This is a genomic window from Citromicrobium bathyomarinum, from assembly GCA_001306305.2.
Lineage (GTDB): Bacteria > Pseudomonadota > Alphaproteobacteria > Sphingomonadales > Sphingomonadaceae > Alteriqipengyuania > Alteriqipengyuania bathyomarina.
Genome location: CP155577.1, coordinates 1,232,290 through 1,253,301 on the forward strand (window position 1 = coordinate 1,232,290; position 21,012 = coordinate 1,253,301).

Sequence of the window (21,012 nt, forward strand, 5' to 3'; positions counted from 1 at the left end):
ATTCGAGGAGGCTCCTAGATCGCGCTCCTGACAGGAGCGTAGAGTGACCAAGCGACGCGGGCCGGGGCGGCCCAGAAAAAGCGATACGGATACGAGCGCGGCGATCGCCGACGCCGCCCGGCGGCGCTTTGCCACGCGGGGCTACGAAGCGACCTCGCTGCGTGAAATTGCCTCGGACGCGAACATCGACGTCGCGCTGATCGCCTATCGGTTCGGCGGCAAGGCGGGCTTGTGGAAGTCGATCGTCTCGCAATCGGCGAAGGATCTTCAAGCAGCGCTCCACCAAGCGATGACAGACACGCAGGCGAAGCCCGCCCGCGAACGTTTGCGCCACGCGATGAGGGCCTTCATCGACTACCAGCTTGTGCACCCGGATATGCCGCGGCTTCTGTTGCGCGACATCACGATCGATTCTGATCGCAACGACTGGTTGCTCGACGAACTTTCCCTGCCGCTGCACCGCTATTTTTTCGATCTTGCCCAGGCGGCTGCGGCAGAGTGCGAGGGCGATGTGCACCACCTGCAATTCAGGGTCGCCAATTTCATCTATGCAGCGGCGAGTACGGTCGCCCGGCGCGAACGGCTCGCCAAGCTGGTCGATAATGTTGCGGACGACCGGGCGTTCGAGGCGGCGCTCGAAGACACTCTGATTGACAGAGGATTGCGCTGTGACTGATCGCCAACCGCTTTTCGACCACGCGGCGGGCTATCGCTTCAAGCCGCACGAGATGCCGATTCTGCCCGGGTCGCCCGCCAATCCGGACCACCCGGGTGCCAGGCGTGCAGCCTATCTTGCCATCGGTATTTTCATCGGGCTGCTCGGTGGCAGTCAGAACGGCTTCCTGCTGGCGAATTCCGGCGCCGTCCAAGCCGAATTCGCCCTTACACCGGTGGAGGCGGGCTGGCTCACGGTCGCATTCTATTCGACCTATTCGTGCTTGAGCATGCTGCTGTTCCGGGTGCGGCAGCATTTCGGTATCCAGCCCTTCGTGCGCTGGGCGATGGCAGGGCTTGTGGCTGCCAATTTCGTGCAGATGATCGGGCCGGGCTATTACCCCGAACTGGTGGCGCGCGCCGTCGCCGGGATTACGGCCGCAGGATTGTCGGCGCTGACGATCTACTACCTCATGCAGGGCCTGCCTGCGGCAATGAGGGTTGGGGGACTGGTGATTTCGCTTGGCCTTACGCAGATCGCGTTTCCTCTGACGAGGGCGCTGTCGCCGGTGCTGCTGGTGGATAACGACATGGATCATGTCTTCCAGTTCCAGTTTGCCCTGTCGCTTCTCGGTTTCGGGCTTGTGTACCTGCTGCGGCTTCCCCCGGGCGAGCGCAAGGAGACGTTCGAACCGCTCGATATTCCCAGCATCGCTCTCTTCATAGTCGGCATCGGCGCCTTGTGCGCGTTCCTGATCCAGGGCCGCATCCAGTGGTGGGATACCCCCTGGCTCGGCTATGCGCTGGCGGTCGCCATCCTTTGCCTCGGGGGCTGTTTCCTGATCGAAGCCCACCGGAAGACTCCGATGCTTGACCTCAGCTGGCTGTCCAGCCGCGCGATCCTGAGCCTTGCCGCAATCGGTGCGACGGTGCGCGTGCTGGTCGCCGAACAGGGCTTCGGCGCAAGCGGAATGTTCTCCGCGCTGGGCTATGGCAACCAGCAGCTCACCGGCTATTTCTGGGTGCTGACCGGCGCGACCTTCGGCGGCATGGTGCTTTCGGTGGTGCGCCTGGACCCCAAGGATCTGACACGCCCGGTCCTGTTCGCGGTCTTCGTCATCTGCATCGCCGCCTTCGCCGACACCCGGTCAGGTGTCATGTCGCGCCCGCAAGATCTCTACTGGACCCAGGCTGCAATCGCTTTCGCCGCGGTGTTCGCCATGGGCCCTATCATGATGGAAGGCATGCTCCGCGCGCTGGCTGCCGGGCAGAGGTTCGTCATCAGCTTTATCGCGATCTTCTCGCTGTCGCAGTCGATGGGCGGTCTGGCAGGCAGTGCGCTGCTCTCGGCCTTTCACGCGATACGCCTCAAGACGCACCTGATCGATGCCGGTAGCACGCTGACGCTCGGCAATATCCAGTTTGGGCAGGCCCTGTCCAACGCCGCGCGGCGGGTCGCGCCGGTGCAGTCGGACCCCGCTCTGCAGCAACAGGTGGCATCCTCCAGCATCTCACAGTCTGTCTCGCGCGAGGCGGCTGTGCTGGCATTCAACGACGTGTTTTTCCTCGTCGGCACTCTCGCGGCGGTGACCTTCGCCGTGATTTTCGTGCCGTGGCTCATCAACAAGATTCGCGGGCGCAATCCGCTCGCCAAGGAACTGGCCTCGCTGGAGGCCATGCTCTCAAGGACCAAGCAATGACAAATTCCCCTTCACAGAGCGAGGCTCAACCCGAGGTTTCCGAAGACACGCCCGTCGAGGCGGAATCAGGGAAAGGGTGGTCTCCCAATGTTTCGCGGCGGCGCATCATCGTTGCCGTCTTCGTTATCCTCGCTGGGGTCTTCGCGGCCTTGTACGCTTGGGATCTTCCGCCATTCGCTGGCGGCGACGAGACGACGAACAATGCCTATGTGCGCGGCCGTACTACGGTGGTGAGCCCGCAGGTCGCCGGCTACCTCACCGAAGTGCCCGTCACCGACTTCCAGCGGGTTGAGGAGGGCGACCTTCTCGCGCGGATCGACGATGCGCCGTTCCAGCAGAAGGTCCTGCAAGGCTCGGCGAATTCCGCCGCCCAGCAGGCCGCACTGGCCAACAGCGCTCAAAGCCTGCGCTCTGCCCAGGCACAGCTCAAGCTGCAGACCGCCGCGGTGACGAGCGCGCGCGCCGCGCTGCAGAAGGCGCAGGCGGACATGAACCGCATTGCCGAACTGGTCGACGAAGGATCGGTCTCTCTGCGTGAACGCGATCAGGCGCGCGCTGCCTTGCAACAGGCGCAGGCAGGTGTGCAGCAGGCAGAGGCCCAGCGGGCTATCGCTGCCGAGAACGTGCGGTCGGTCACGGTCGGTCGCGGTGGGCTGGAAGCGCAGGTTGCCGGTGCCGAGGCATCGAAAGACCTCGCCGAGATCGAGCTTTCCCGCACCGAAATCCGCGCGCCGCGTTCGGGCCGCCTGAGCGAGATTACCGCGCGTGTGGGCCAACTCGTCAGCGCGGGTACCCAGCTGATGTACATCGTGCCGGACGAGCTGTGGGTGGTCGCGAACTTCAAGGAAACCCAGACCGCCGAGATGGCGGTGGGCCAGCGGGCGACACTGGAAGTCGATGCGCTGGGCGGGCTGGAACTGACCGGCCGGGTGCAGAGCATCGCGCCTGCCGCCAGCAGCGAATTCAGCATCGTCAAGCCGGACACGGGCGCGGGCAATTTCGTGAAGGTGCCGCAGCGCATCGCGGTGCGCATCGTCCTCGACAAGGGCCAGAAGGCTGCAAAGCGGCTTGGCCCGGGCATGTCCGTCGTCGCAACCGTTCACACCAAGGATTGATGCGATGCGCAAGTCTTTCGCTCTTCTGGTCACTTCCGTTCTGGCTCTGTCGGCCTGCGCACCCGCCTTGCAGGAAGCCCCTGTGGGGACCGCCGTCGCACCGCCGATCGAATGGCGCACCCAGCTGGGCGCGGGTGCCCCGGTCGAGGCGCGCTGGTGGGAAAGCTTCGGCGATCCGCAGCTCTCGCGCCTCGTGGAGCAGGCGCGGATCAATAATCCCGATGTCCGCATCGCGGCGGCACGGGTGGACGAGGCGCGAGCAACCGAGCAAGCTTCGCGCGGTTACCTGCTGCCATCCCTCGGCGTGGGCGTCGAAGGCGGGGTGCAGCGCGATGTGTCGGCGCTGGGGCGGCCACAGGAGTCGGTTGCGGCCCAGCCGACCTTTCGCGCCTCCTACGAACTCGACCTGTTCGGCAAGAACGCCGCGCGCGTCGATGCGGCAGAGGCAGGCGTCGCGGCGAGCGCTGCGGCTGAGGAAGCCGCTCGCCTCGCAGTGAGCGCGGCCACCGCCACCGGCTATATCACGCTGCTCGCGCTGGATGCCCGGCTCGCGGTGCTGGAAGATACGCTGGCGGCGCGTCAGGAGGCGCTCAAGTTCGCCCGTGACCGCGCCGAGGTCGGCTATACGTCGCAGCTGCCCTTGCGGCAGGCGGAGGCCGAATATCAGGCGACCGCGCAGCTGGTCCCGCAATTGAAGGCGCAGATTGCGCGGCAGGAGAATGCGCTGTCGGTCCTGACCGGGGAACTGCCCGGCGGCATCGAACGTGGCGGGACGCTGGACGAACTGGTGGCTCCGGCACCGCCCGCAACGCTCCCTTCCGAACTTCTGCGCCGTAGGCCGGATATCGCGGCGGCGGAATACCGGATTGCCGCAGCCGACGCCAAGATGCGCGTCGCGCGCGCCGATTTCATGCCGTCGATCGATCTCGGCGCGAGCGCGGGTTTGGCCCTCTCCGATCTGCTTGCCGATCCGATCAGCGTCTGGTCGCTCGGCGGAAGCATCCTTGCGCCGATCTTCCAGGGCGGGCGGCTGCAGGCCCAGCTCGACGGAGCAACCGCGCAGCGTGATCAGGCGGCCTGGGCCTATCGCTCAACAGTGCTTGGTGCTTTCCGCGAGGTGGAGGATCGCATGGCGATCCTGGCCAACCTCGGCGAACAGCAGACGGCGCTGGAGGCCCAGCAGAGCGCGGTCGCGGATGCGCTGCGCCATGCGCGCAACCGCTACCGCGCGGGATACACGCCCTATATCGAGCAGGTCGATGCCCAGCGCGCTCTGCTCGGCGTCGAACTCTCACTGGTTCAGGCGAAGGCCGACGAACTGACCACGCTAGTGGGTCTGTATCAGGCGGTCGGCGGCGCTCCGCGCTAGTTGCGGGACACCGCCGAACCCGTTCACGTCTTGTCGACCAGCCGCTCCAGCTTGGCGAGCGAGGTCTTCGGATCCTCGTGATAGTCGATGATCGACTGGAGCTTCCCGTCGGCATCCATCAGGTAGACCGAGGCCGTGTGGTCGATGGTGTAGTCATCGCCCTCGGTCGGCACCTTCTTGTAGAAGGCGTGGTAGGCCTTGGTGACCCGGGCGATTTCCTCGTCCGAGCCGGTCAGGCCGATGATCGGCGTGCCGAACAGGTCGACATAGCGCCCGATATCTTCCGGACTGTCGTAGCCGGGATCGACCGAGACGAAGACGATCCGGAACTTGTCGCCATCCTCACCCATCTGCTTGCGCAGTTTGGCGAGGCTCGCGAGCGTGGTCGGGCACACGTCCGGGCATCGGGTGAAACCGAAGAAGATCGCAAACGGCTTTCCCTTCAGTGTCTGGTCTGTGACGGTCGAACCATCTGCGGCGGTCAACGAGAATGCGCCGCCCACCGTGTCGGCATAGCCGGTCGGCTGATCCGCCGCAGGCTGCCTGTCTGGCCCGAACAGAGCGAACAGACCCATCCCGGCGACGAGCGCCACGAACAGCCAGACGATCATCCGGAAGGTTCTCAAACCCGCCGCGCGTTCCTCCGGCGTCTGCTCTTCTTCAAGCTCTGGAAACCGGTCACTCATCGCCCTCTCCCGCCTCATCAGGCCCCTGCGAGCCGACCGGCTCGACAATGAGTTCCACCTCGACCGGACCGGCCTTCTCGAAGGTGAGCGTCAAGGGAACGGTTTCGCGCCGTTCCAGCGGACGCTTGAGGCCCATCAGCATGATGTGGAAGCTGCCCGGCTTCAGCGTGACCGTGTCGCCTGCGGGGATCTCCAGCCCATCGGACAGCTGGCGCATGCGCATCACGCCGTCGGTCATGTCGACCGTGTGCACCTGCACGTCGCCCGCCACCGGGGTCGACCCGCCGGTCAGCCGGTCGGCACCGCTGCCCTCGTTGGCGATGGTCATGAAGGCGCCGCCCGCGTCCTGGCCCTTCGCGGTCTCGCGCGACCAGGGGGCGGTGATGACGAGCTCGCTGCTGGCGTTTTCGCTTGCCGCGCCCTCAGGCTGGGATTGCGAGCTGCACGCTCCGATCGAAAGGATGAGCGCTGCGGCGCCAGCAGCGGCAAAGCCAGCGTGGATGGTCCGCCCCAGCGGGCGGGTCGTCTTGAATTGCATTTTCTATACTCCGAAAGGCCGCGCTGCGCATTCCGGGCGCGCGACGGCAGAACCGACAGGTCAGGCTAGGATTGTCAGGCTGCTGCCGGAGGGCCGCGCAGCGGCGGTCGGAGGTAGGAGTTTCGCTGAAACGCAAGGTGCCGCACCGGCGCTAGGCCGAGCACGAGGATGAAGGCGAAGGCTAGCGCCAGCAGTGCGGCGTCGCCCGCGCCGCCGGCCGCCTTTGCGAGGCCGGAGAAGGCGCAATGCTGGGCCTTCTCCATGCCATCCGAATGCCCGCTGGCCGGCTTCTTGCCCGGGATGACCAGTTGCATCTGCTTGAGGCCGGCGGAGGCATCGGAACAGATCGTTACCGAAAGAACGGTGTCGCTGGCGGTGGACACCATGAAACCCGCGGGGATTATTGCCCGGATAAAAAACGCCACCAGCAGCAGCGCGAGCGCAAGGTGGCGGTATTCCCGAATCAAGGCGCGCAAGGGTTTCATCCGCCATGTGCCCTAGAGCGCGGTCGTCGCTTTGTCAGCCAGCCGCCTTCGCCGCTTCGCCGCAGCGCTATGCACCAAATGCCTCCACCAGCATGTCCGCCACTGCGCGCACGGCTGGCGCGTGGCGCAGGTCGGCATGGATGACCAGCCACACGGGCCGCGGCTCGGGCTGGTCCGGTGCGACCCGCTCAAGATCGGCGCATGCGTCGCCCATGACGCAGGGCAGCAGGGCGACGCCGAGCCCCGAACGTGCGGCTGCGAACTGGGAGTGGAAATCGCCGGTGAGCAGATCCAGCGGTCGCGCACCAGCGAATTCTGCCAGCCAACGCTGCTGCGGCACATGGGCGAGGGTCTCGTCGAATGCGATGAAGCGCCAGTCCGACGGCGGCTGCCCAGCGACCGGGGCGCTCGCGTAGAGCGCGAAGCGAACCTCGCCGATGCGACGGACGATATTCTGCCGCCCCTGCGGCTCGACCATGCGCACTGCGAGGTCCGCCTGCCCGCTATCGAGCGAGGCGAGGTGCGAATTGGCCGACAGCGCGATCAACAGCTTGGGATGAGCAGTGCGCAGGTCGCCCATCGCCGGAATGATGACTTCGCTCACCAGTACCGGCGGTGCGGTCAGGCGCACCATGCCGGTCAGCGTTCCTTGCGCTGCATGGCTTGCGCGCTCGATCTTCTGCGCACCCCGTTCCATCTCCTGCGCGATGGCGGCAATTTCGCGGCCCTTCTCGGTCAGCGGCGTGGAGCGGGCGAGGCGGCGGATGAGCTGCTGGCCCACAGACTCTTCCAGCGCGGCGATGCGGCGCGAGACCGTCGCATGGTTCACACCCAGCCTGCGCGCGGCTGCGGCCAGCGATCCCTCGCGCTCCAGCACGGCGAGCACTTGCAGGTCATCCCACTTCATCTGATCGATCTTGCACAGATGGAGTGCAAACGCATTCAATTTTGCGGATTTGCTCGGGTGCTATGGTGGGCAGCGAAACCATCACAGGAGTCTTCATCATGATCGCCCAACTTCCCCTCGGCACCGAAGGCCCGCAACTCCCGCAGCTTGGCCTGGGTTGCATGGGCATGTCCGAATTCTATGGCGAGACCGACGACGCGCAGTCGCTGACCGTGCTCGATCGCGCCTACGAGCTTGGCGTGCGCATGTTCGATACTGCCGACATGTACGGCAATGGTCATAACGAGGAACTGCTCGCGCGCTTCCTGAAGAATGGTCGGCCCGAAGCCTTCGTCGCCACCAAGTTCGGCATTCGCAAAGCACCGGGCGAATATGCGCGCACGATCGACAACAGCCCGGACTATATCCGGCAGGCTTGCGACGCGTCGCTCCAGCGGCTCGGGGTGGAGCGGATCGACCTCTACTATGTCCACCGCGCGGAGGCCGGTCGCAATGTCGAGGATACGATGGGCGTGCTCGCCGATCTGGTCGCAGCGGGCAAGATCGCGCGCATCGGCCTGAGCGAGGTCTCTGCCGACACCCTGCGGCGCGCGCATGCTGTCCATCCGGTTGCGGCGGTGCAGAGCGAATATTCGCTGACCACGCGCGATATGGAGGTCGAGGTGCTGCCCACTTGCCGCGAGCTGGGCATTGCCTTCGTCGCTTACAGCCCGCTCGGCCGTGGGCTCCTCTCCGGCGCGCTCGACCGCGAAGCCCTCTCGGAAGATGATTTCCGACGCCATACACCGCGTTTTTCGGAAGATGCGCTGGAAGCCAACACCGCGCGGCTCGGCACCCTGACCGCCATCGCCGATCAGCGTGAGGCCACCGCAGCGCAGGTCGCGCTGGCATGGGCGCTCGCCAAAGGGGTGTTCGCGATCCCCGGCACCAAGCGGCTGACCTATCTGGAGCAGAACATCGCGGCCGCCAGCCTGACCCTGTCCGATGATGACATTGCCCGGCTCGACAGCGCCTATGCCCCCGGCACCTTCGTGGGCGAACGCTATACTGCCGAGGGCATGAAAGGCGTAAACGCGTAAGTACTCACCCCGCGACCGTGCCATCTCCTTCCCGGCCATCCAGAAAGGCCGCACGATCGAGATGGCCGGTTGCCCTGAGCAGTGCGGCCTGCGCCATCAGCACGTCGCTGCGCGCCCGGGCGAGGGCGAGCTGGGCAGAGCGATAGCTCTGTTCGGCAAGCAGAATGTCGATCGTCGAGCGCAGGCCGAATTCGTATTCCGCGCGCACCCCGTCGAGCGCGATCTGTGCGGCTTCCAACCCGTCGCGGCTGGCCGTTTCGCGTTGCTTTGCGGCTTGAAGGGTGGCCCAGGCGGTCTCGACCGAACGCATGGTTTCGCGCAGCTCTGCCTGGACGGCGTAACGATCGGCGCGCGCGGTCGCTTCCGCCTCGCGCACTCTCGATGCCACCAGCCCGCCGGTCAGCAAGGGAATGCGCAAGGTGACACCGACGCTCGCGGCACTGTCGTAATCCCGCAAGCTGCCTCCCGCGTCTTCCACGCCGCGGCCATAGGCGCCCGCAAGCTCGATGCTTGGTGCGCCGTCTGCTCGAGCGCGGTCGATCCTGGCTCTGGAGGCATCGACGATGCGGAGACGTTCGAGCAGACGGGGATTGGCGAGTTCGGCAGCGGCGCGCGCATCGGCGAGGTCGGCGGGTAGCATCCCGGGTGGGGGCACTTCGTCCTCCAGCGCGCCCGGTTCCTCTCCCACCACCGCGCGATAGGCTGCGCGCGCGCTTGCAAGAGCGGCCTCTGCATCGGCGAGATTGGCGACGACGCTCGATCGCTGGGCCTGCAACTGGGCAACGTCGGTCCGCGTTGCTTCGCCCAGATCGAAACGCGATTGTGCCTCGCCTATCTGCCGGTCGAGCCGCTCGATCCCGATCCGGGCGACCTCGACCGCTTCATGTGCGAACAGCAGGTCGGCATAGGCCGCGACCACCTGCTCGAGCACCGCTGCCTCATTGTCGCGCACCACCTGTGCGCCCGCCGCGACATCTGCCGAGGATGCTCGGACGGCTGAGGATACGCGGCCGCCGGTCCAGATCGGCATGGCCGCTTGCAGATCGGCGCTACCCGCGCTCCCGCGGCCGAGATCGTCGTAGCCTGCGCCGGCAACTGCCGAGAGCGAGGGCCGACCCTCGGCCCGCGCCTGTTCGGGGGCCTCCTCAAGCGCCTCCTGCCGGGCCTGCGCCTCGGCCAGCGTGGGATTGGTGGCATAGGCTGCCGCAATGGCATCGCGCAGCGTGTCGGCCTGGGCGGGAGCGGTGCCGAGCAGCGCCGCTCCGCCGAGCAGCGCGGCTCTTGTCATGATGCCTCTAGTCATGGCGCAGCGCCCATGCCGGAGCGGTACGACTCGCGCGGAGCGACTGGCCGAGGACGGTGAGCACCGCGATCGCGATCGCGACCAGACTGGCCCCGATGAAAAACAGCGGAGAGAGGGCGATCCGGTCATCGAAGCCTGCCAGCCAGGTGCGCATCGCAAAATAGGCGAGCGGCCATGCGATCAGGTTCGCGATCAGCACGGGACGCATGAACTGGCCGACCAGCAGCTTGACGATATCGGTTGCCGAAGCGCCCAGCGATTTACGGATGCCGATCTCCTTCACCCGGCGCGCGGTGTTAAAGGAGGCGAGGCCCCACAGCCCGACCATCCCGATCAGGACCGCCAGCCCGGCGCCGATGGCGAACAAGCGCGTGGCGCGATCATCGTCTTCGTAAAACCGGGTCAGGCGCTCGTCGGCCGTCTGTGCGTTGAACGGTACCTGCGGAACGATCCGCTGCCACACCTCTTCCAGCTGGTTCTGAAAAGTGCGCGGATCTCCGCTGAAGCGGATCGAGGCGACGATATTCCCGGTCCTCAGTGGATCGGCGTAGTAGTTGTAATAAGTCGGATTCACCGGCTCGCGCGGGCCGAAGAAGCTCAGATTGTCGATGACGCCGATGACGACATCGCCGCCGACCGTCTTGCCGATTGCATCCTGAGGGTCGGCAAAGCCGAGAACACCCACTGCCTGTCGGTTGATCAGGATATTCTGCGGCTTGCCTTGATCGGATCTGCCGTTGTCGTCAGCCTGCCGGCCATCGAACAGGCGACCTGCGATCAGTCTGGGGGCGTACACGTCGAAGAAGTCGGGGCCGACGATCTCCCACATTACCGACGGGCCATCACCGGGCACTCCGGGAAGCGGGACGTTGTCCGCATTGCGCGTCCCACTGCCGCCGACGACCGTGTTCGCCAGCGCGACGCTTTTGACATTCGGCATCGCGCGTACGGCTTCGGTAAATGCGCGGCGCTGGCTATCGTCGACGAGACTGTCCCGTAGCGAAAGGACCGTCATCAGTCCGTCGCGCTGGAACCCGACATCCGACGATCGGACATGCTGCGTCTGCGCGACCAGCACGGCGGTGCCGATCAGGAAGGCGATAGCGAGCGCGAACTGCACCACCACCAGGGCCTCCCTGATCCTCGCGCCGGCCCGTCCTCCGCCGGGGGAACGCGACGCGGCAAGCACAGCTGCGGGCTGATATCGCGACAGCACGATCGCGGGATAGATGCCGGCAAGCGGACCCGCGATCAGCGTCAACACCGCCAGCGCGGGGACGACGAGGGCATAGGGAATGGCAAGCGAAAGCCCGCCGGCAGCATTGATCAGCGGCAGACCGAGCTCGGCCAGGATCAGGCCCATCAGGCTGGCGATCGCCACGGTCAGAAGCGCTTCGGCGAGGAACTGGCGCATCACGGCATGGCGATCGGCACCGAGGACCTTGCGCATGGCGACTTCGCGGGCGCGCAGTCCGGCGCGGGCCGTTGCCAGATTGATATAATTGATGAGCGCGATGAGCAGGGCAGATGTCCCCACCAGGCCCAGCGTCAACAGCGTCATCTTCGCGCTCGAGGCCGAATTGCCGGTGGGCGTCAGATGAAGGTCCGACAGCGGCAACAGGCTGAGGCCGACAACGTCGCTGGCATTCTCCCCCATATCGGCGCGACCGCGCCGTTCGACGAAATCGGGCATTGCTGCGTCGAACCCTGCAGCGTCCGCAGCGTCGGCAAAGCGCAGATAGGTCTCCAGACTGGTGCTGCCCCAATGATACCAGCTCGAACTGTTGGCTTCCATGTCGTCGGGCAGAGGAATCAGAACCGAGAGTTTGTAATCGCTATTGGCCGGAAGGTCGGCGAAGACGCCTTCCACGCGATAGGTTTTGGCCTCCCACATGGACACCGTCAGGGACTTCCCGACGGGATCGCCCTTCCCGAAATAGCGTTCGGCGGCGCTCTGGCTGATCACCACGCCATCGGGCTGGGACAATGCGCCCTTGCCGCGGCCCGCCACGATCGGCAGGTCGAACACCTCGAAGAAGGAGGGGTCGACCATCGCGACATCCTCCGTCACGGCGGTATTGTCGTACTGGACGACCCCGCCGCCCTCGCCACCCATGATCCGCGTGCCGACGAGAGCCGGAAAGTCCTCGCGCAGCTGATCGAGCAAACCGCCCATGCTCTCGTTGTAGAACCCGGCAAACGGGCTCGACTGGTCCTTCCATTCCGTGCGGACGGCGTAGACTTCGTCGTGATCGGGCAGCCAGGTCTCGTAACTGGTCTCGAACCGGACATAGAGGCCCAGCACGATGAACACGGCGATCCCGATCGCCAGCCCCCCGATATTGAGCGTGGCGTAAAGCTTGTGCCGGGTGAGCGAGCGATAGAGCGAGAGCAGGGCGAAACGGTTCATGAATGCGTTCTCCTCAGATCGCGCGCATGGCGCTGGCGACGATGCGGCCGTCGAGCATGTCGATCCGGCGTTTCGCCATGTCCGCGTGGCTGGGTGAGTGGGTGACCATCACGATGGTCGCACCACCGGCGTTGAGCGCGGTGAGGATGTCCATCACCTGCTCCCCATTGGCGGTGTCGAGATTGCCGGTCGGTTCGTCGGCGAGGATCAGCTTGGGCTGGCCCACGATGGCACGAGCGATGGCAGCGCGCTGCTGCTGGCCGCCCGATAGCTGGTGCGGGAAATGGCGCGCACGGTGGGCGATGCCGACCGTGTCCATCGCCGCAGCGACCCGCTCCGCCTTGTTGCCGGACACATCCTTGCGATAGGCGAGGCCCAGTGCGATGTTCTCCTCGATCGTCAGTTCGTCGATCAGGTTGAAGCTCTGGAAAACGAAGCCCAGCTGCGCAGCGCGGAACTTCGCCAGCGCTTTTTCATTCATGGCGGCAAGGTCTTCTTCGCCGAACCAGTAGTGGCCCGAGGTCGGCCGATCGATCGTCCCCAGCGTGTTGAGTAGGGTGGATTTGCCGCAGCCAGAGGGCCCCATGATGGCGAGGAATTCGCCCTCCGCCACCTCCAGGTTTACATCGACCAGCGCGGTCGTTTCGACTTCGTCGGAGGCGTAGCGGCGTTCGATATTCTCGAGCTTGATCACGAAATTCATCCCTCTTTTCAGCGGATATTGATGGTGTCGCCCTTCACCCGGGCGAGATTGCTGGTGACGATGCGCTGGCCCGGTTCGAGGCCCGACAGGATTTCGACCTGGCGTGGATTGCGGCGGCCCAGGGTAACGGCGACCCGGCGGGCATGCTTGCCATCGGGATCGATCACGAAGGCCGCGGAGCCACCTTCGGTCAGCCATCCGCCCGTGGGGGCGATCAGCGCAGGCTTTGCCGCGCCGAGCGTGATCCGCACGTCGAGCGTCTGGCCGCGATTGAGGCTTTGGCTGGGCATTTTCTCGAAAGTCAGCTCGACGCGGAAACGGCCATCGGTAACGGTGGGCAGCACCTTGGATACGGTCAGCGTTGCGCCGTCGGAGGTGGTCGCCTTCTGACCGACCTCGACCCGGCCGAGATAGTATTCGTCGACCTCGGCCTCCAGCTTCCAGTCGCCTTCGCTGTCGACCTGTCCGGCAGGATCTCCCGGCGCGAGCGTCTGCCCCGGCTGGAGCGGGAAATTGGTCAACCGCCCGGCCATCGGCGCGCGGATCGTCAGGGCATCGAGGCTGCCGCGCACGGCGGACAGGTTGCTCTGCAAACGCGCGCGGGTGGCGTCGAGCATGCGGCCCTGCGTGGCGGTGATTCCGGCCTCGGTGGCGCGGCCCTGACGCAGCTGGGCGAGGCGCTGCGACTGGTAGTCGACCTCTTCCTGATAGCTTTTGACCCCGGCATCGGAGACGAAGCCCTTGTCGTGCAGCTGCTGGCGGATATCGAGCTCGCGCCGTGCGCGGACCAGATCGTACTCCGCCGCTGCGACTTGCCCCGCGCGATCGACGCGGGAGCGCTGGATACCCAGGTTCTCGCCCGCGACACCGCCCAGCTGGCTGGCGATCTGTGCTTCCTGGCTGAGCACGGTGAGTTCGAGATCGGGATTGGCGAGCCGGGCGAGTGGCTGGCCCTTGGTGACCAGCGCGCCGTCCTGCACGAACAGCTCCTCCACCTGACCCCCGCTCATCACGCCGACGAGGGTGGTCGTGGCGGGCACCACGCTCGCGCGGACCGGCAGGTAATCGTCGAAGGCGGCGCGGGTCACTTCGCCTGTCTGGATGTCGTCCGCATCGACATTGGTCGAACCGCTCGCGGGGATCGCGCGCCATCCGACAAAGGCGATCGCGATCACCGCGATGGCGATCAGCAGACGCTTGTCGCGCCACCACGGCACCTTCTTCTTTTCGACCTTGCGATCCATCGCGGCACCGGGTGCGGGCGTAGACAAACTGTTGGACTGTTCGGCTGTGTGCGTCATCATGTCGCCAGTATCGCCGAACAGGGCTGAAAGACCTAAGTTGTTATGATCGCACGAAAATCCAGTAGCGCCTCTGCATCCGAGCGTCCGTCGCCGGACACTGTGTCCGCAAATGGACAGCAGGGCGAAGCGTCAAGCGCAAAAGCGGGGCTGGCGATTCTGCTGATCGACGACCGGCCGGAAGTCGCCAGCGCGATGGAGATCGCATTCCGCATGGCCGGGCACAGCCTGACCGTGGCGCACGAGCCGGAGGAGGCGTTCTCGCAGCTCGCGCGGTCCCGCTTCGATGGGATCGTGCTCGACCTCAATTTTACCCCGGGGAAAAGCGACGGCAAGGAAGGGCTTGCCTGTCTCGCCCGGATCATGGCGGACGACCCGGCGGCGTGCGTCGTGGTGCTGACTGCGCATGGCGGGGTGCGCATGGCGGTTGCCGCGATGCAGGCGGGCGCGCGCGACTTCGCGGTCAAGCCGTGGAACAATGCCGACCTGATCGGCAAGGTGGAAGCCGCAGTGGCGCGCGAGCCGACGGCGCCCGCTGCGGGCGCGACTGCTGCCGAGCGCAGCACCCCGCCAGCGCGCATCCTTGGCGAAAGTGCGCCGATCGAGGAATTGCGCCAGCTGATCCGCCGGGTCGGGCCGACGATGGCGGGGGTCGCCATCACCGGACCTTCAGGGGCAGGGCGGATGCTGAGCGCGCTCGCGGTGCATGCCGCTTCTGCGGATGCGCAGAACATGCCGCTGCGGATCGATCTGCGCGAGGAAGGCGCGCTTGACGCAATCGGGGACGCGTCGGGCAGCGTGATCCTGCGCTATCCGGACCGGCTCGGCGAACTGGCGCAGGATCGCCTCGCCGCAAAGCTTGCAGAGAACATTCGCCCGATCGCGATCGTCGACCGGCCAGATGCGCTGACCCCTGCGCTCCGCCGACGGATCGCGACGATCGAGTTTGCCCTACCTCCTCTCGCGCAGCGGCGCGCGGACATCCCCATCCTGGCGCGCCATTTTGTGACCGATGCAGCGATTCGCTTCGGCCGCGCCATCCCGCGCATTACCGAAGCGGCCGAGACGGCCTTGCGTGAGGCGGACTGGCCGGGTGAGGTACGAGGGCTCGCCGCGGAAATGGAGCGCGCCGTGCTGCTGTGCGATGACGGGACGATCGATACCGCAGCCTTATCGATCGGTACGCCCGTTGCGGCCAGCGCTCCTGCCGAGAACGACGCGCCCAGCTTCGATCTCGACCGCACGGAAAAGGCGATGATCGCCGCTGCGCTGGCGGAGCACCATCACAATGTCAGCCATGCGGCCAAGGCACTCGGGCTCAGCCGCGGGGCGCTGTACCGCCGGATGGAGCGCCACGGGCTATGAGGTTGTACCACGGGCGCGGCTGGCGGGCGGCGGGGCTGGGGCTGGCGCTGCTCGCCAGTGCAATCGTGGCGACCTTCGCCTGGTACACCGGTCGATGGGGGCTGCTGACCGGCGCGGTGCTGGCGGGGATCTGGACCCTCGCGCTCGCGTGGTGGAACGCTGCGCTCGTCCCTCCGCGCCCGCTTGCAGACGGCGGCGAGGCAGAGGACGGAGATGCAGCGGTGCATCGCCTGTTGCTGGACGCTGCGCCGACCCCATTGCTTGCACTCGATCGCGATACGGCCCGCGTGCTCAACCGCGCGGCGCGCGCGATCTTCGGCGCCGACGACCGGATCGTTCCGGCCCCGCCCGGGCTGCTCGATCCTTCGGCACCCACCTTTCGCCACGAAGGGCGCCTGTGGCGGATCGACCGGGTGGAGGCGTCTTCGGGCGTGACGGTCGCCGCACTGATCGATGTCGAGAGTGAGGAACTGGCTGCCGAGGCGCGCGCCAGTGCGGACCTGATCGAAGTGCTGGGGCACGAACTGCTCAACGGCCTGTCGCCGATCGTGTCGCTGGCCGAGAGTGCGCAGACCGCAGCGGCGCAGGAGCCGGTGGACACCGCCTTGCTGGCGGAGATTCTCGGCCCGCTTGCCCGGCGTGCCGAAGGCTTGCAGCGCTTCGCCACCGATTATCGTGCGCTCGCCCGGCTGCCCGAGCCGATCCTTGCACCCTCGTCGCTCGATCAGTTCGCGCGCGATCTGGCGCAGCTTTTCGCCCAGCGGTGGCCTGCCACGACGCTCACGCTGGATATCGGCGCGGTCGAGCAATGGCGGATGGATCGCGATCAGCTGCACCAGGCGGTCTGGGCGCTGCTCAACAACGCCGCCGAAGCCACCAGCACGACCAGTGAACCGTGCGTTAGCCTCTCCATCGAGCGTGAGGAGAACCGGCTCGCGATTACCGTCACCGACAATGGCGTGGGAGTGGACCCGGAAAGCGCAGCGCTGATCTTTCGGCCTTTCCACACGACCAAGCCGAAGGGGTCGGGCATCGGGCTGTCGCTCGCGCGCCAGATCGCACGCGGCCACGGTGGATCGCTGGAGCTGACGGGGGCGAACCCTACCGCGTTCAGGATCAGCCTCCCGGCAGGAAATCCCGCCGATTGATTGACCTGAAGGGGGCTTTCGGTCTCATGATGGCGAAGAGTACTCAGGGCGCTGTCAGCAGCCCATCCACACAAGGCAAAGAGCCCGCATATGACGACAACCAGCCAGTTCCTGGTCCAGAAGGACAATATCCGTGAAGGCCGTATCGACACGCGGGAAGTGCCGCCGCTCAGCGATGGAGAGGTCCTTGCCCGGATCGACCGCTTCGCGCTGACCGCGAACAACGTCACCTATGGAGTGATGGGGGATCGCATCGGATACTGGAAGTTCTTCCCGGCCGAAAGCGAGGGGGAGGGCGTCATTCCCGTATGGGGTTTTGCCGAGATCGTTGAATCCGCGCATCCGGAGGTGCCGGTTGGAGAGCGGATCTACGGCTTCTTCCCCATGGCAAGCCATCTCGTCATGCAACCGGCAAAGGTCAGCGAAGGCCGCTTCGTCGATGGCGCGGAGCATCGCGCCGGGCTGCCGCCCGTGTACAATTCCTACACCCGTGTCGGCGCAGAGCCCGATTACGACGGCGACCTGGACGATGCGCGCATGGTGCTGTTCCCACTCTATGCGACATCCTTCTGCATCTACGACTTCATGCAGGACCATGACTGGTACGGTGCCAGACAGCTTGTCGTGCTGAGCGCGTCCTCCAAGACCGCGATCGGGTGCGCCTATGCGATCTTCGCCGATGCGTCTGCGCCCAGGACCGTCGGCGTCACCTCGCCCCGCAACGTGGCGTCGGTCGAAAAGCTGGGCCTCTACGACGAGGTCCTGACCTACGACGCGCTGGACAAGATCGACGCGAGCATTCCGACCGTTATCATCGACATGTCGGGCGATGGCGGCGTGCTCGGGCGGCTGCACGAACATCTGGGCGACAGCATGAAATACACCTCCAACGTGGGCGTCACCCATTATGACGCGAACACCATGCCGCCCGGCTTCATTCGGGAGCGCAGCGAGATGTTCTTCGCGCCCGGCCATATCCAGAAGCGTCACAAGGAGTGGGGCCCGGGCGTGTTCGAAAAGCGCGCGCACGACTTCTGGAAAGATACCGCGCTGAAATCGCGCGACTGGCTGACGATCCACCGCGAGGAGGGCGATGGTGCCGTGAAGCAGGCGTGGAGTGCGGTCGCTCTGGGCAAGACCCCGGCGGACGAGGCCTGGGTGGTCGGCTTCTAGAGCCGCCCGATCCTCACCCGATCTTAACCATGTTTCCATAGCGCTCCCCAGTCTGATGGACCGGAGCAGCGGATACTTGTGAAGCACGAAGGGGATATTTCTCCCGGCGAGCGGGATGGCTACGCCGAAGAGGTATTCAGCCGCCCGCGCGTGTCGTTTACGCGCAAGGTGGCCTTGCGGATGATCCTGCTCGCGTTCTGCGCGGCGGGAATTCTCGCGCTGTTCTCGTTCCATGCTGTCAAGAACGAGGCGGAGAAGACGCTGGTCGCCGAGTGGAAGATGCAGATCGAGCTGCGCGGGCGCTATGAAAGCGGGCGCTTTCTGCTCGCCGAGACACTGGCGGATCGCATGGCCGAGAGTTTCCTGGCGCTGTATTCCAACCCTGCTGTCGTGCCCTCGGCACGGTTCTCGGATTACTTCTACGAGCCGGGTGACGGAACCATCCGCCTCCGCCCCGAATATTTCTCGGGGCAGGACGATGCGCGAGCCGCTCCTGGCGGCGTATCGGGATTCATCGCGCGCGATCGGCCGCCGCTGACGGATGAATTGCAGCGCCGGCTCATCCTCACTTACGAGACCGTGGCCAGGTTCGGGCCGGGCGGATCGGCGAACTTCGCCAACGTGCATGCCAGCCTGCCCGAAAACGCGCTGATCATGTATTGGCCGCAGGCGCCATGGGGCCTGAATGCCGCGAGCGATCTGAACATGACCGAAGGCTCCGTGCTTCAATCCACCCTGCAGGCCTACAACCCCGATCGCCGGCCCGTGTGGACCGGCCTCTATTACGATGCCACCGCATCCAACTGGACCATCACGTACCAGAAGCCGGTCGATCACGCTGGGCGCCATCTTTTCACGCCGAGCCTGGATGTCAGCCTGACCGACCTAATGGGAGAGGTGGCCGACGGCGGGCCTGGCGGCTCCTTCGACCTGATCCTCTCGCGCGATGGAATGCTGGTGGCCTATCCGAAGGGGATGGACGGGTTGCCCGAGGACGCCGGCCAGATCGATATCGCGGAGGCGGACAATCCCGACCTCAGCGCGATCTATCGCCGCCTGCTGGAAGCCGATCCGGATGGAGCCGCTCAGGCAAAGGTCGTGTTCGACGAAGACCTGAATGCCTATATCGCCAGCGCACGCATCGACGGGCCGGACTGGTGGCTGGTGACCGTGCACCCTAAGTTGCAAGTCGAGGCACGGGCGTTGCGCTCTTCCGGGGCGATCCTGATCCTCATCGCCCTGTTGTTCGCAGCGTTCATCCTGACGGCGGTCATCGTCCTGCGGACCAGCGTGTCTTCTCCGATCCGGAAGATGACGCGGGCGACCCGCCATCTGGCCGATGGTAACTACGAATCCGTTGCTGGCAGCGACCATGGTCTGCCAGTCGACCGGAACGACGAGATCGGCATGCTCGCGCGCAGCTTCCGGCGGATGGCCGACAAGGTCGAGGATGCGCGCGCCGGGCTCGAGCGCACGGTCGCCGAACGAACGCTTGAGCTCGAACTCGCCAACCGGCAGCTGCTCGACCAGAGCCGCAGGGATGCCCTGACCGGCGCGCTGAACCGGCGGGCGTTCGATCAGGATCTGCGCCAGGCGATGGTGGACGCGAGAGCAGGGACGTCGATCGCGCTGGCGCTGTTCGACGTCGACTTCTTCAAGCCTTTCAACGATCACTATGGCCATGTTGCAGGCGACAGGGCGCTCGAACGGGCGGTGTCCGCGATCGGCGCGGCTTTACCCGGCGCATCGATCTACCGCTATGGCGGGGAGGAGATCGCCGCGATCATTCCGGCTTCCTCCACCAACGGTTCGCGTAGTGCGGTCGAAGGTGCGGTGGAGGCCGTGGCGCGGATCGGAATCCCGCATGCCAAAAGCGACCTCGGAACGCTGACGGTAAGCGCGGGGGCGATGACGATCCCGCATGATGCCGATGACAGCGAGCGGGGGTGCCGGACCATTCTGGAGGCCGTCGACAAGGCGCTCTACGCTGCCAAACATGCCGGGCGAAACCGCTCCGAGTGGCTGTCTTAGCCTCTAGAACACGGCATGCTCGCCGCGCTCGGCCTGCGCCTCTCCGCTGAGCAGCTGCGCGTAATAGTCGAACAGCTTTTCGGAGCCGGTCGAGGGCGTCGCCTCGGCATCGTAGAGGCCGGTTTCGGGGTTCAACACGAGCATGGACTCGGTCGCGTAGTAGCGTCCGATGCGCGCAAGTTCGGCCTTGGCTCTTAGCGAAGGGACGACGCGCCCCATGGTGCCGAGCATCAGGACGATAGCATCCAGCAACGCGACGGGCACATGTTTGAAGCGCGGCGGCTGTCCGAGCATGGCGAACAGCGCCTCCCCCTGCATGCGCGGCGTGATCGCCGGTCCCGGGCCACCGATCGGCAGGATGCGGTTGCGCCGCTCTGGGTTGTCGATGCAATCGGCGAGGTATGCGGCAAGGTCGCCGTCGCTGATCGGCTTGCAGGCGGTCAACGTGCCGTCCCCGAACATCACGAAGGGCTTGCCCTGCCGCACGCGCTCGACCTGCCCCGACAGTGATTTGAAGAAAGCTGTAGGGCGCACGATGGAATAGTCGATCCCCGATGCGATCAGCGAGTGCTCGAATGCCAGCTTGGCTTTCTGGAAAGCCAGTTGGGGCTTCTGCACGCAGATCGCGGACAGCAGGATCATGTGCGGAATGCCCGCCGCCTGTGCCTGTCGCAGAGCGTCCAGATGGGCGTCGTGGTCGATCCGCCAGGCATCGTCCGGTGCGCCGGTACGCGATGCGAGGCACGAGAGCACAGCATCGAACCGTTCGCCCCGGATGCCGTCGCGCGCCAGCGAAGCCGGGTCGGTCACATCGCAGGCGCGAAGCTGGGCCCCGGAGAGGTGAGGGGGCGCGGATCGCTCAGATGTGCGTCTCGCCAGACAGACCACCTCGTGCCCGCGCGCGACCAGTGCGTGCACGGTTGCACGTCCGATCGTGCCGGTCCCGCCAAGGACGAGAATGCGGCGCGGCTGCACACCATATGTTCGATCGGCCTGCATCGGATCAGGCTAGGCGATACCGCGGCAGGTGGCGAGGAATTGCTGA

18 protein-coding genes are annotated in these 21,012 nt (G+C 65.7%); 9 read left to right on the forward strand and 9 right to left on the reverse strand.

Annotated elements, in window-relative coordinates:
* Positions 1 to 43 precede the first annotated feature (43 nt).
* The 4 genes from VO57_006170 to VO57_006185 all read left to right on the forward strand — a co-directional run bounded on the left by VO57_006170 (position 44) and on the right by VO57_006185 (position 4,838).
* Positions 44 to 676, forward strand: coding sequence for a TetR family transcriptional regulator (locus VO57_006170; protein ID XBL70922.1), 633 nt, complete (start codon positions 44 to 46; stop codon positions 674 to 676).
* Positions 669 to 2,354, forward strand: a complete 1,686-nt coding sequence (locus VO57_006175; protein XBL70923.1) for an MFS transporter — start codon at positions 669 to 671, stop codon at positions 2,352 to 2,354. The genes VO57_006170 and VO57_006175 overlap by 8 nt, the downstream gene beginning before the upstream one ends.
* 149 nt (positions 2,355 to 2,503) lie before the next feature.
* Positions 2,504 to 3,469 carry an HlyD family secretion protein gene (locus VO57_006180; GenBank protein ID XBL70924.1) on the forward strand — a complete coding sequence of 322 codons (966 nt, stop codon included), beginning with the start codon at positions 2,504 to 2,506 and terminating at the stop codon, positions 3,467 to 3,469.
* A 4-nt stretch (positions 3,470 to 3,473) separates the two neighbouring features.
* Positions 3,474 to 4,838 carry an efflux transporter outer membrane subunit gene (locus VO57_006185; GenBank protein ID XBL70925.1) on the forward strand — a complete coding sequence of 455 codons (1,365 nt, stop codon included), beginning with the start codon at positions 3,474 to 3,476 and terminating at the stop codon, positions 4,836 to 4,838.
* A 23-nt stretch (positions 4,839 to 4,861) separates the two neighbouring features.
* Here the strand turns inward: VO57_006185 and VO57_006190 are convergent, their stop codons facing one another.
* From VO57_006190 to VO57_006205, 4 genes are all read right to left on the reverse strand, one after another.
* Positions 4,862 to 5,524: an SCO family protein gene (locus VO57_006190; GenBank protein XBL70926.1), complete on the reverse strand. Its 663-nt coding sequence runs from the start codon at positions 5,522 to 5,524 to the stop codon at positions 4,862 to 4,864.
* The gene (locus tag VO57_006195) at positions 5,517 to 6,062 is read right to left on the reverse strand and encodes a copper chaperone PCu(A)C (protein XBL70927.1); all 546 of its coding nucleotides are present in this window, start codon (positions 6,060 to 6,062) and stop codon (positions 5,517 to 5,519) included. The genes VO57_006190 and VO57_006195 overlap by 8 nt, the downstream gene beginning before the upstream one ends.
* Before the next feature lie 74 nt (positions 6,063 to 6,136).
* The gene (locus VO57_006200; protein XBL70928.1) at positions 6,137 to 6,547 is read right to left on the reverse strand and encodes a DUF2946 family protein; all 411 of its coding nucleotides are present in this window, start codon (positions 6,545 to 6,547) and stop codon (positions 6,137 to 6,139) included.
* A gap of 67 nt (positions 6,548 to 6,614) precedes the next feature.
* Positions 6,615 to 7,454 (reverse strand): LysR family transcriptional regulator, encoded by an 840-nt coding sequence (locus tag VO57_006205; GenBank protein XBL70929.1) that lies wholly within the window; start codon positions 7,452 to 7,454, stop codon positions 6,615 to 6,617.
* A 98-nt stretch (positions 7,455 to 7,552) separates the two neighbouring features.
* Between VO57_006205 and VO57_006210 the strand changes: the two genes are divergently transcribed.
* Positions 7,553 to 8,533, forward strand: a complete 981-nt coding sequence (locus tag VO57_006210) for an aldo/keto reductase (GenBank protein XBL70930.1) — start codon at positions 7,553 to 7,555, stop codon at positions 8,531 to 8,533.
* 4 nt (positions 8,534 to 8,537) lie between these two features.
* Here VO57_006210 and VO57_006215 read toward each other — a convergent pair whose 3' ends face one another.
* The 4 genes from VO57_006215 to VO57_006230 are packed head-to-tail and all read right to left on the reverse strand — an operon-like array spanning position 8,538 to position 14,253.
* Entirely contained in the window at positions 8,538 to 9,836 is a 1,299-nt protein-coding gene (locus tag VO57_006215) for a TolC family outer membrane protein (protein XBL70931.1), read from the reverse strand.
* Entirely contained in the window at positions 9,829 to 12,246 is a 2,418-nt protein-coding gene (locus tag VO57_006220) for an ABC transporter permease (GenBank protein ID XBL70932.1), read from the reverse strand. The genes VO57_006215 and VO57_006220 overlap by 8 nt, the downstream gene beginning before the upstream one ends.
* A 13-nt stretch (positions 12,247 to 12,259) precedes the next feature.
* On the reverse strand, positions 12,260 to 12,940 hold the full coding sequence (locus tag VO57_006225) for an ABC transporter ATP-binding protein (protein ID XBL70933.1): 681 nt from the start codon (positions 12,938 to 12,940) through the stop codon (positions 12,260 to 12,262).
* 17 nt (positions 12,941 to 12,957) lie between these two features.
* Positions 12,958 to 14,253, reverse strand: a complete 1,296-nt coding sequence (locus VO57_006230; protein ID XBL70934.1) for an HlyD family efflux transporter periplasmic adaptor subunit — start codon at positions 14,251 to 14,253, stop codon at positions 12,958 to 12,960.
* 99 nt (positions 14,254 to 14,352) lie between these two features.
* On the opposite strand from VO57_006230, the gene VO57_006235 reads away from it, so the two are divergent.
* From VO57_006235 to VO57_006250, 4 genes are all read left to right on the forward strand, one after another.
* The gene (locus tag VO57_006235; protein ID XBL70935.1) at positions 14,353 to 15,615 is read left to right on the forward strand and encodes a response regulator; all 1,263 of its coding nucleotides are present in this window, start codon (positions 14,353 to 14,355) and stop codon (positions 15,613 to 15,615) included.
* Complete coding sequence (locus VO57_006240) at positions 15,612 to 16,763, forward strand: HAMP domain-containing sensor histidine kinase (protein ID XBL70936.1); 1,152 nt, start codon at positions 15,612 to 15,614, stop codon at positions 16,761 to 16,763. The genes VO57_006235 and VO57_006240 overlap by 4 nt, the downstream gene beginning before the upstream one ends.
* 90 nt (positions 16,764 to 16,853) lie before the next feature.
* The gene (locus VO57_006245; protein XBL70937.1) at positions 16,854 to 17,936 is read left to right on the forward strand and encodes a DUF2855 family protein; all 1,083 of its coding nucleotides are present in this window, start codon (positions 16,854 to 16,856) and stop codon (positions 17,934 to 17,936) included.
* 78 nt (positions 17,937 to 18,014) lie between these two features.
* The gene (locus tag VO57_006250; GenBank protein XBL70938.1) at positions 18,015 to 19,967 is read left to right on the forward strand and encodes a diguanylate cyclase; all 1,953 of its coding nucleotides are present in this window, start codon (positions 18,015 to 18,017) and stop codon (positions 19,965 to 19,967) included.
* Between the two features lie 3 nt (positions 19,968 to 19,970).
* On the opposite strand, the gene VO57_006255 is transcribed toward VO57_006250, so the two are convergent.
* Positions 19,971 to 20,966 (reverse strand): NAD(P)H-binding protein, encoded by a 996-nt coding sequence (locus VO57_006255; GenBank protein XBL70939.1) that lies wholly within the window; start codon positions 20,964 to 20,966, stop codon positions 19,971 to 19,973.
* Positions 20,967 to 21,012: the final 46 nt, after the last annotated feature.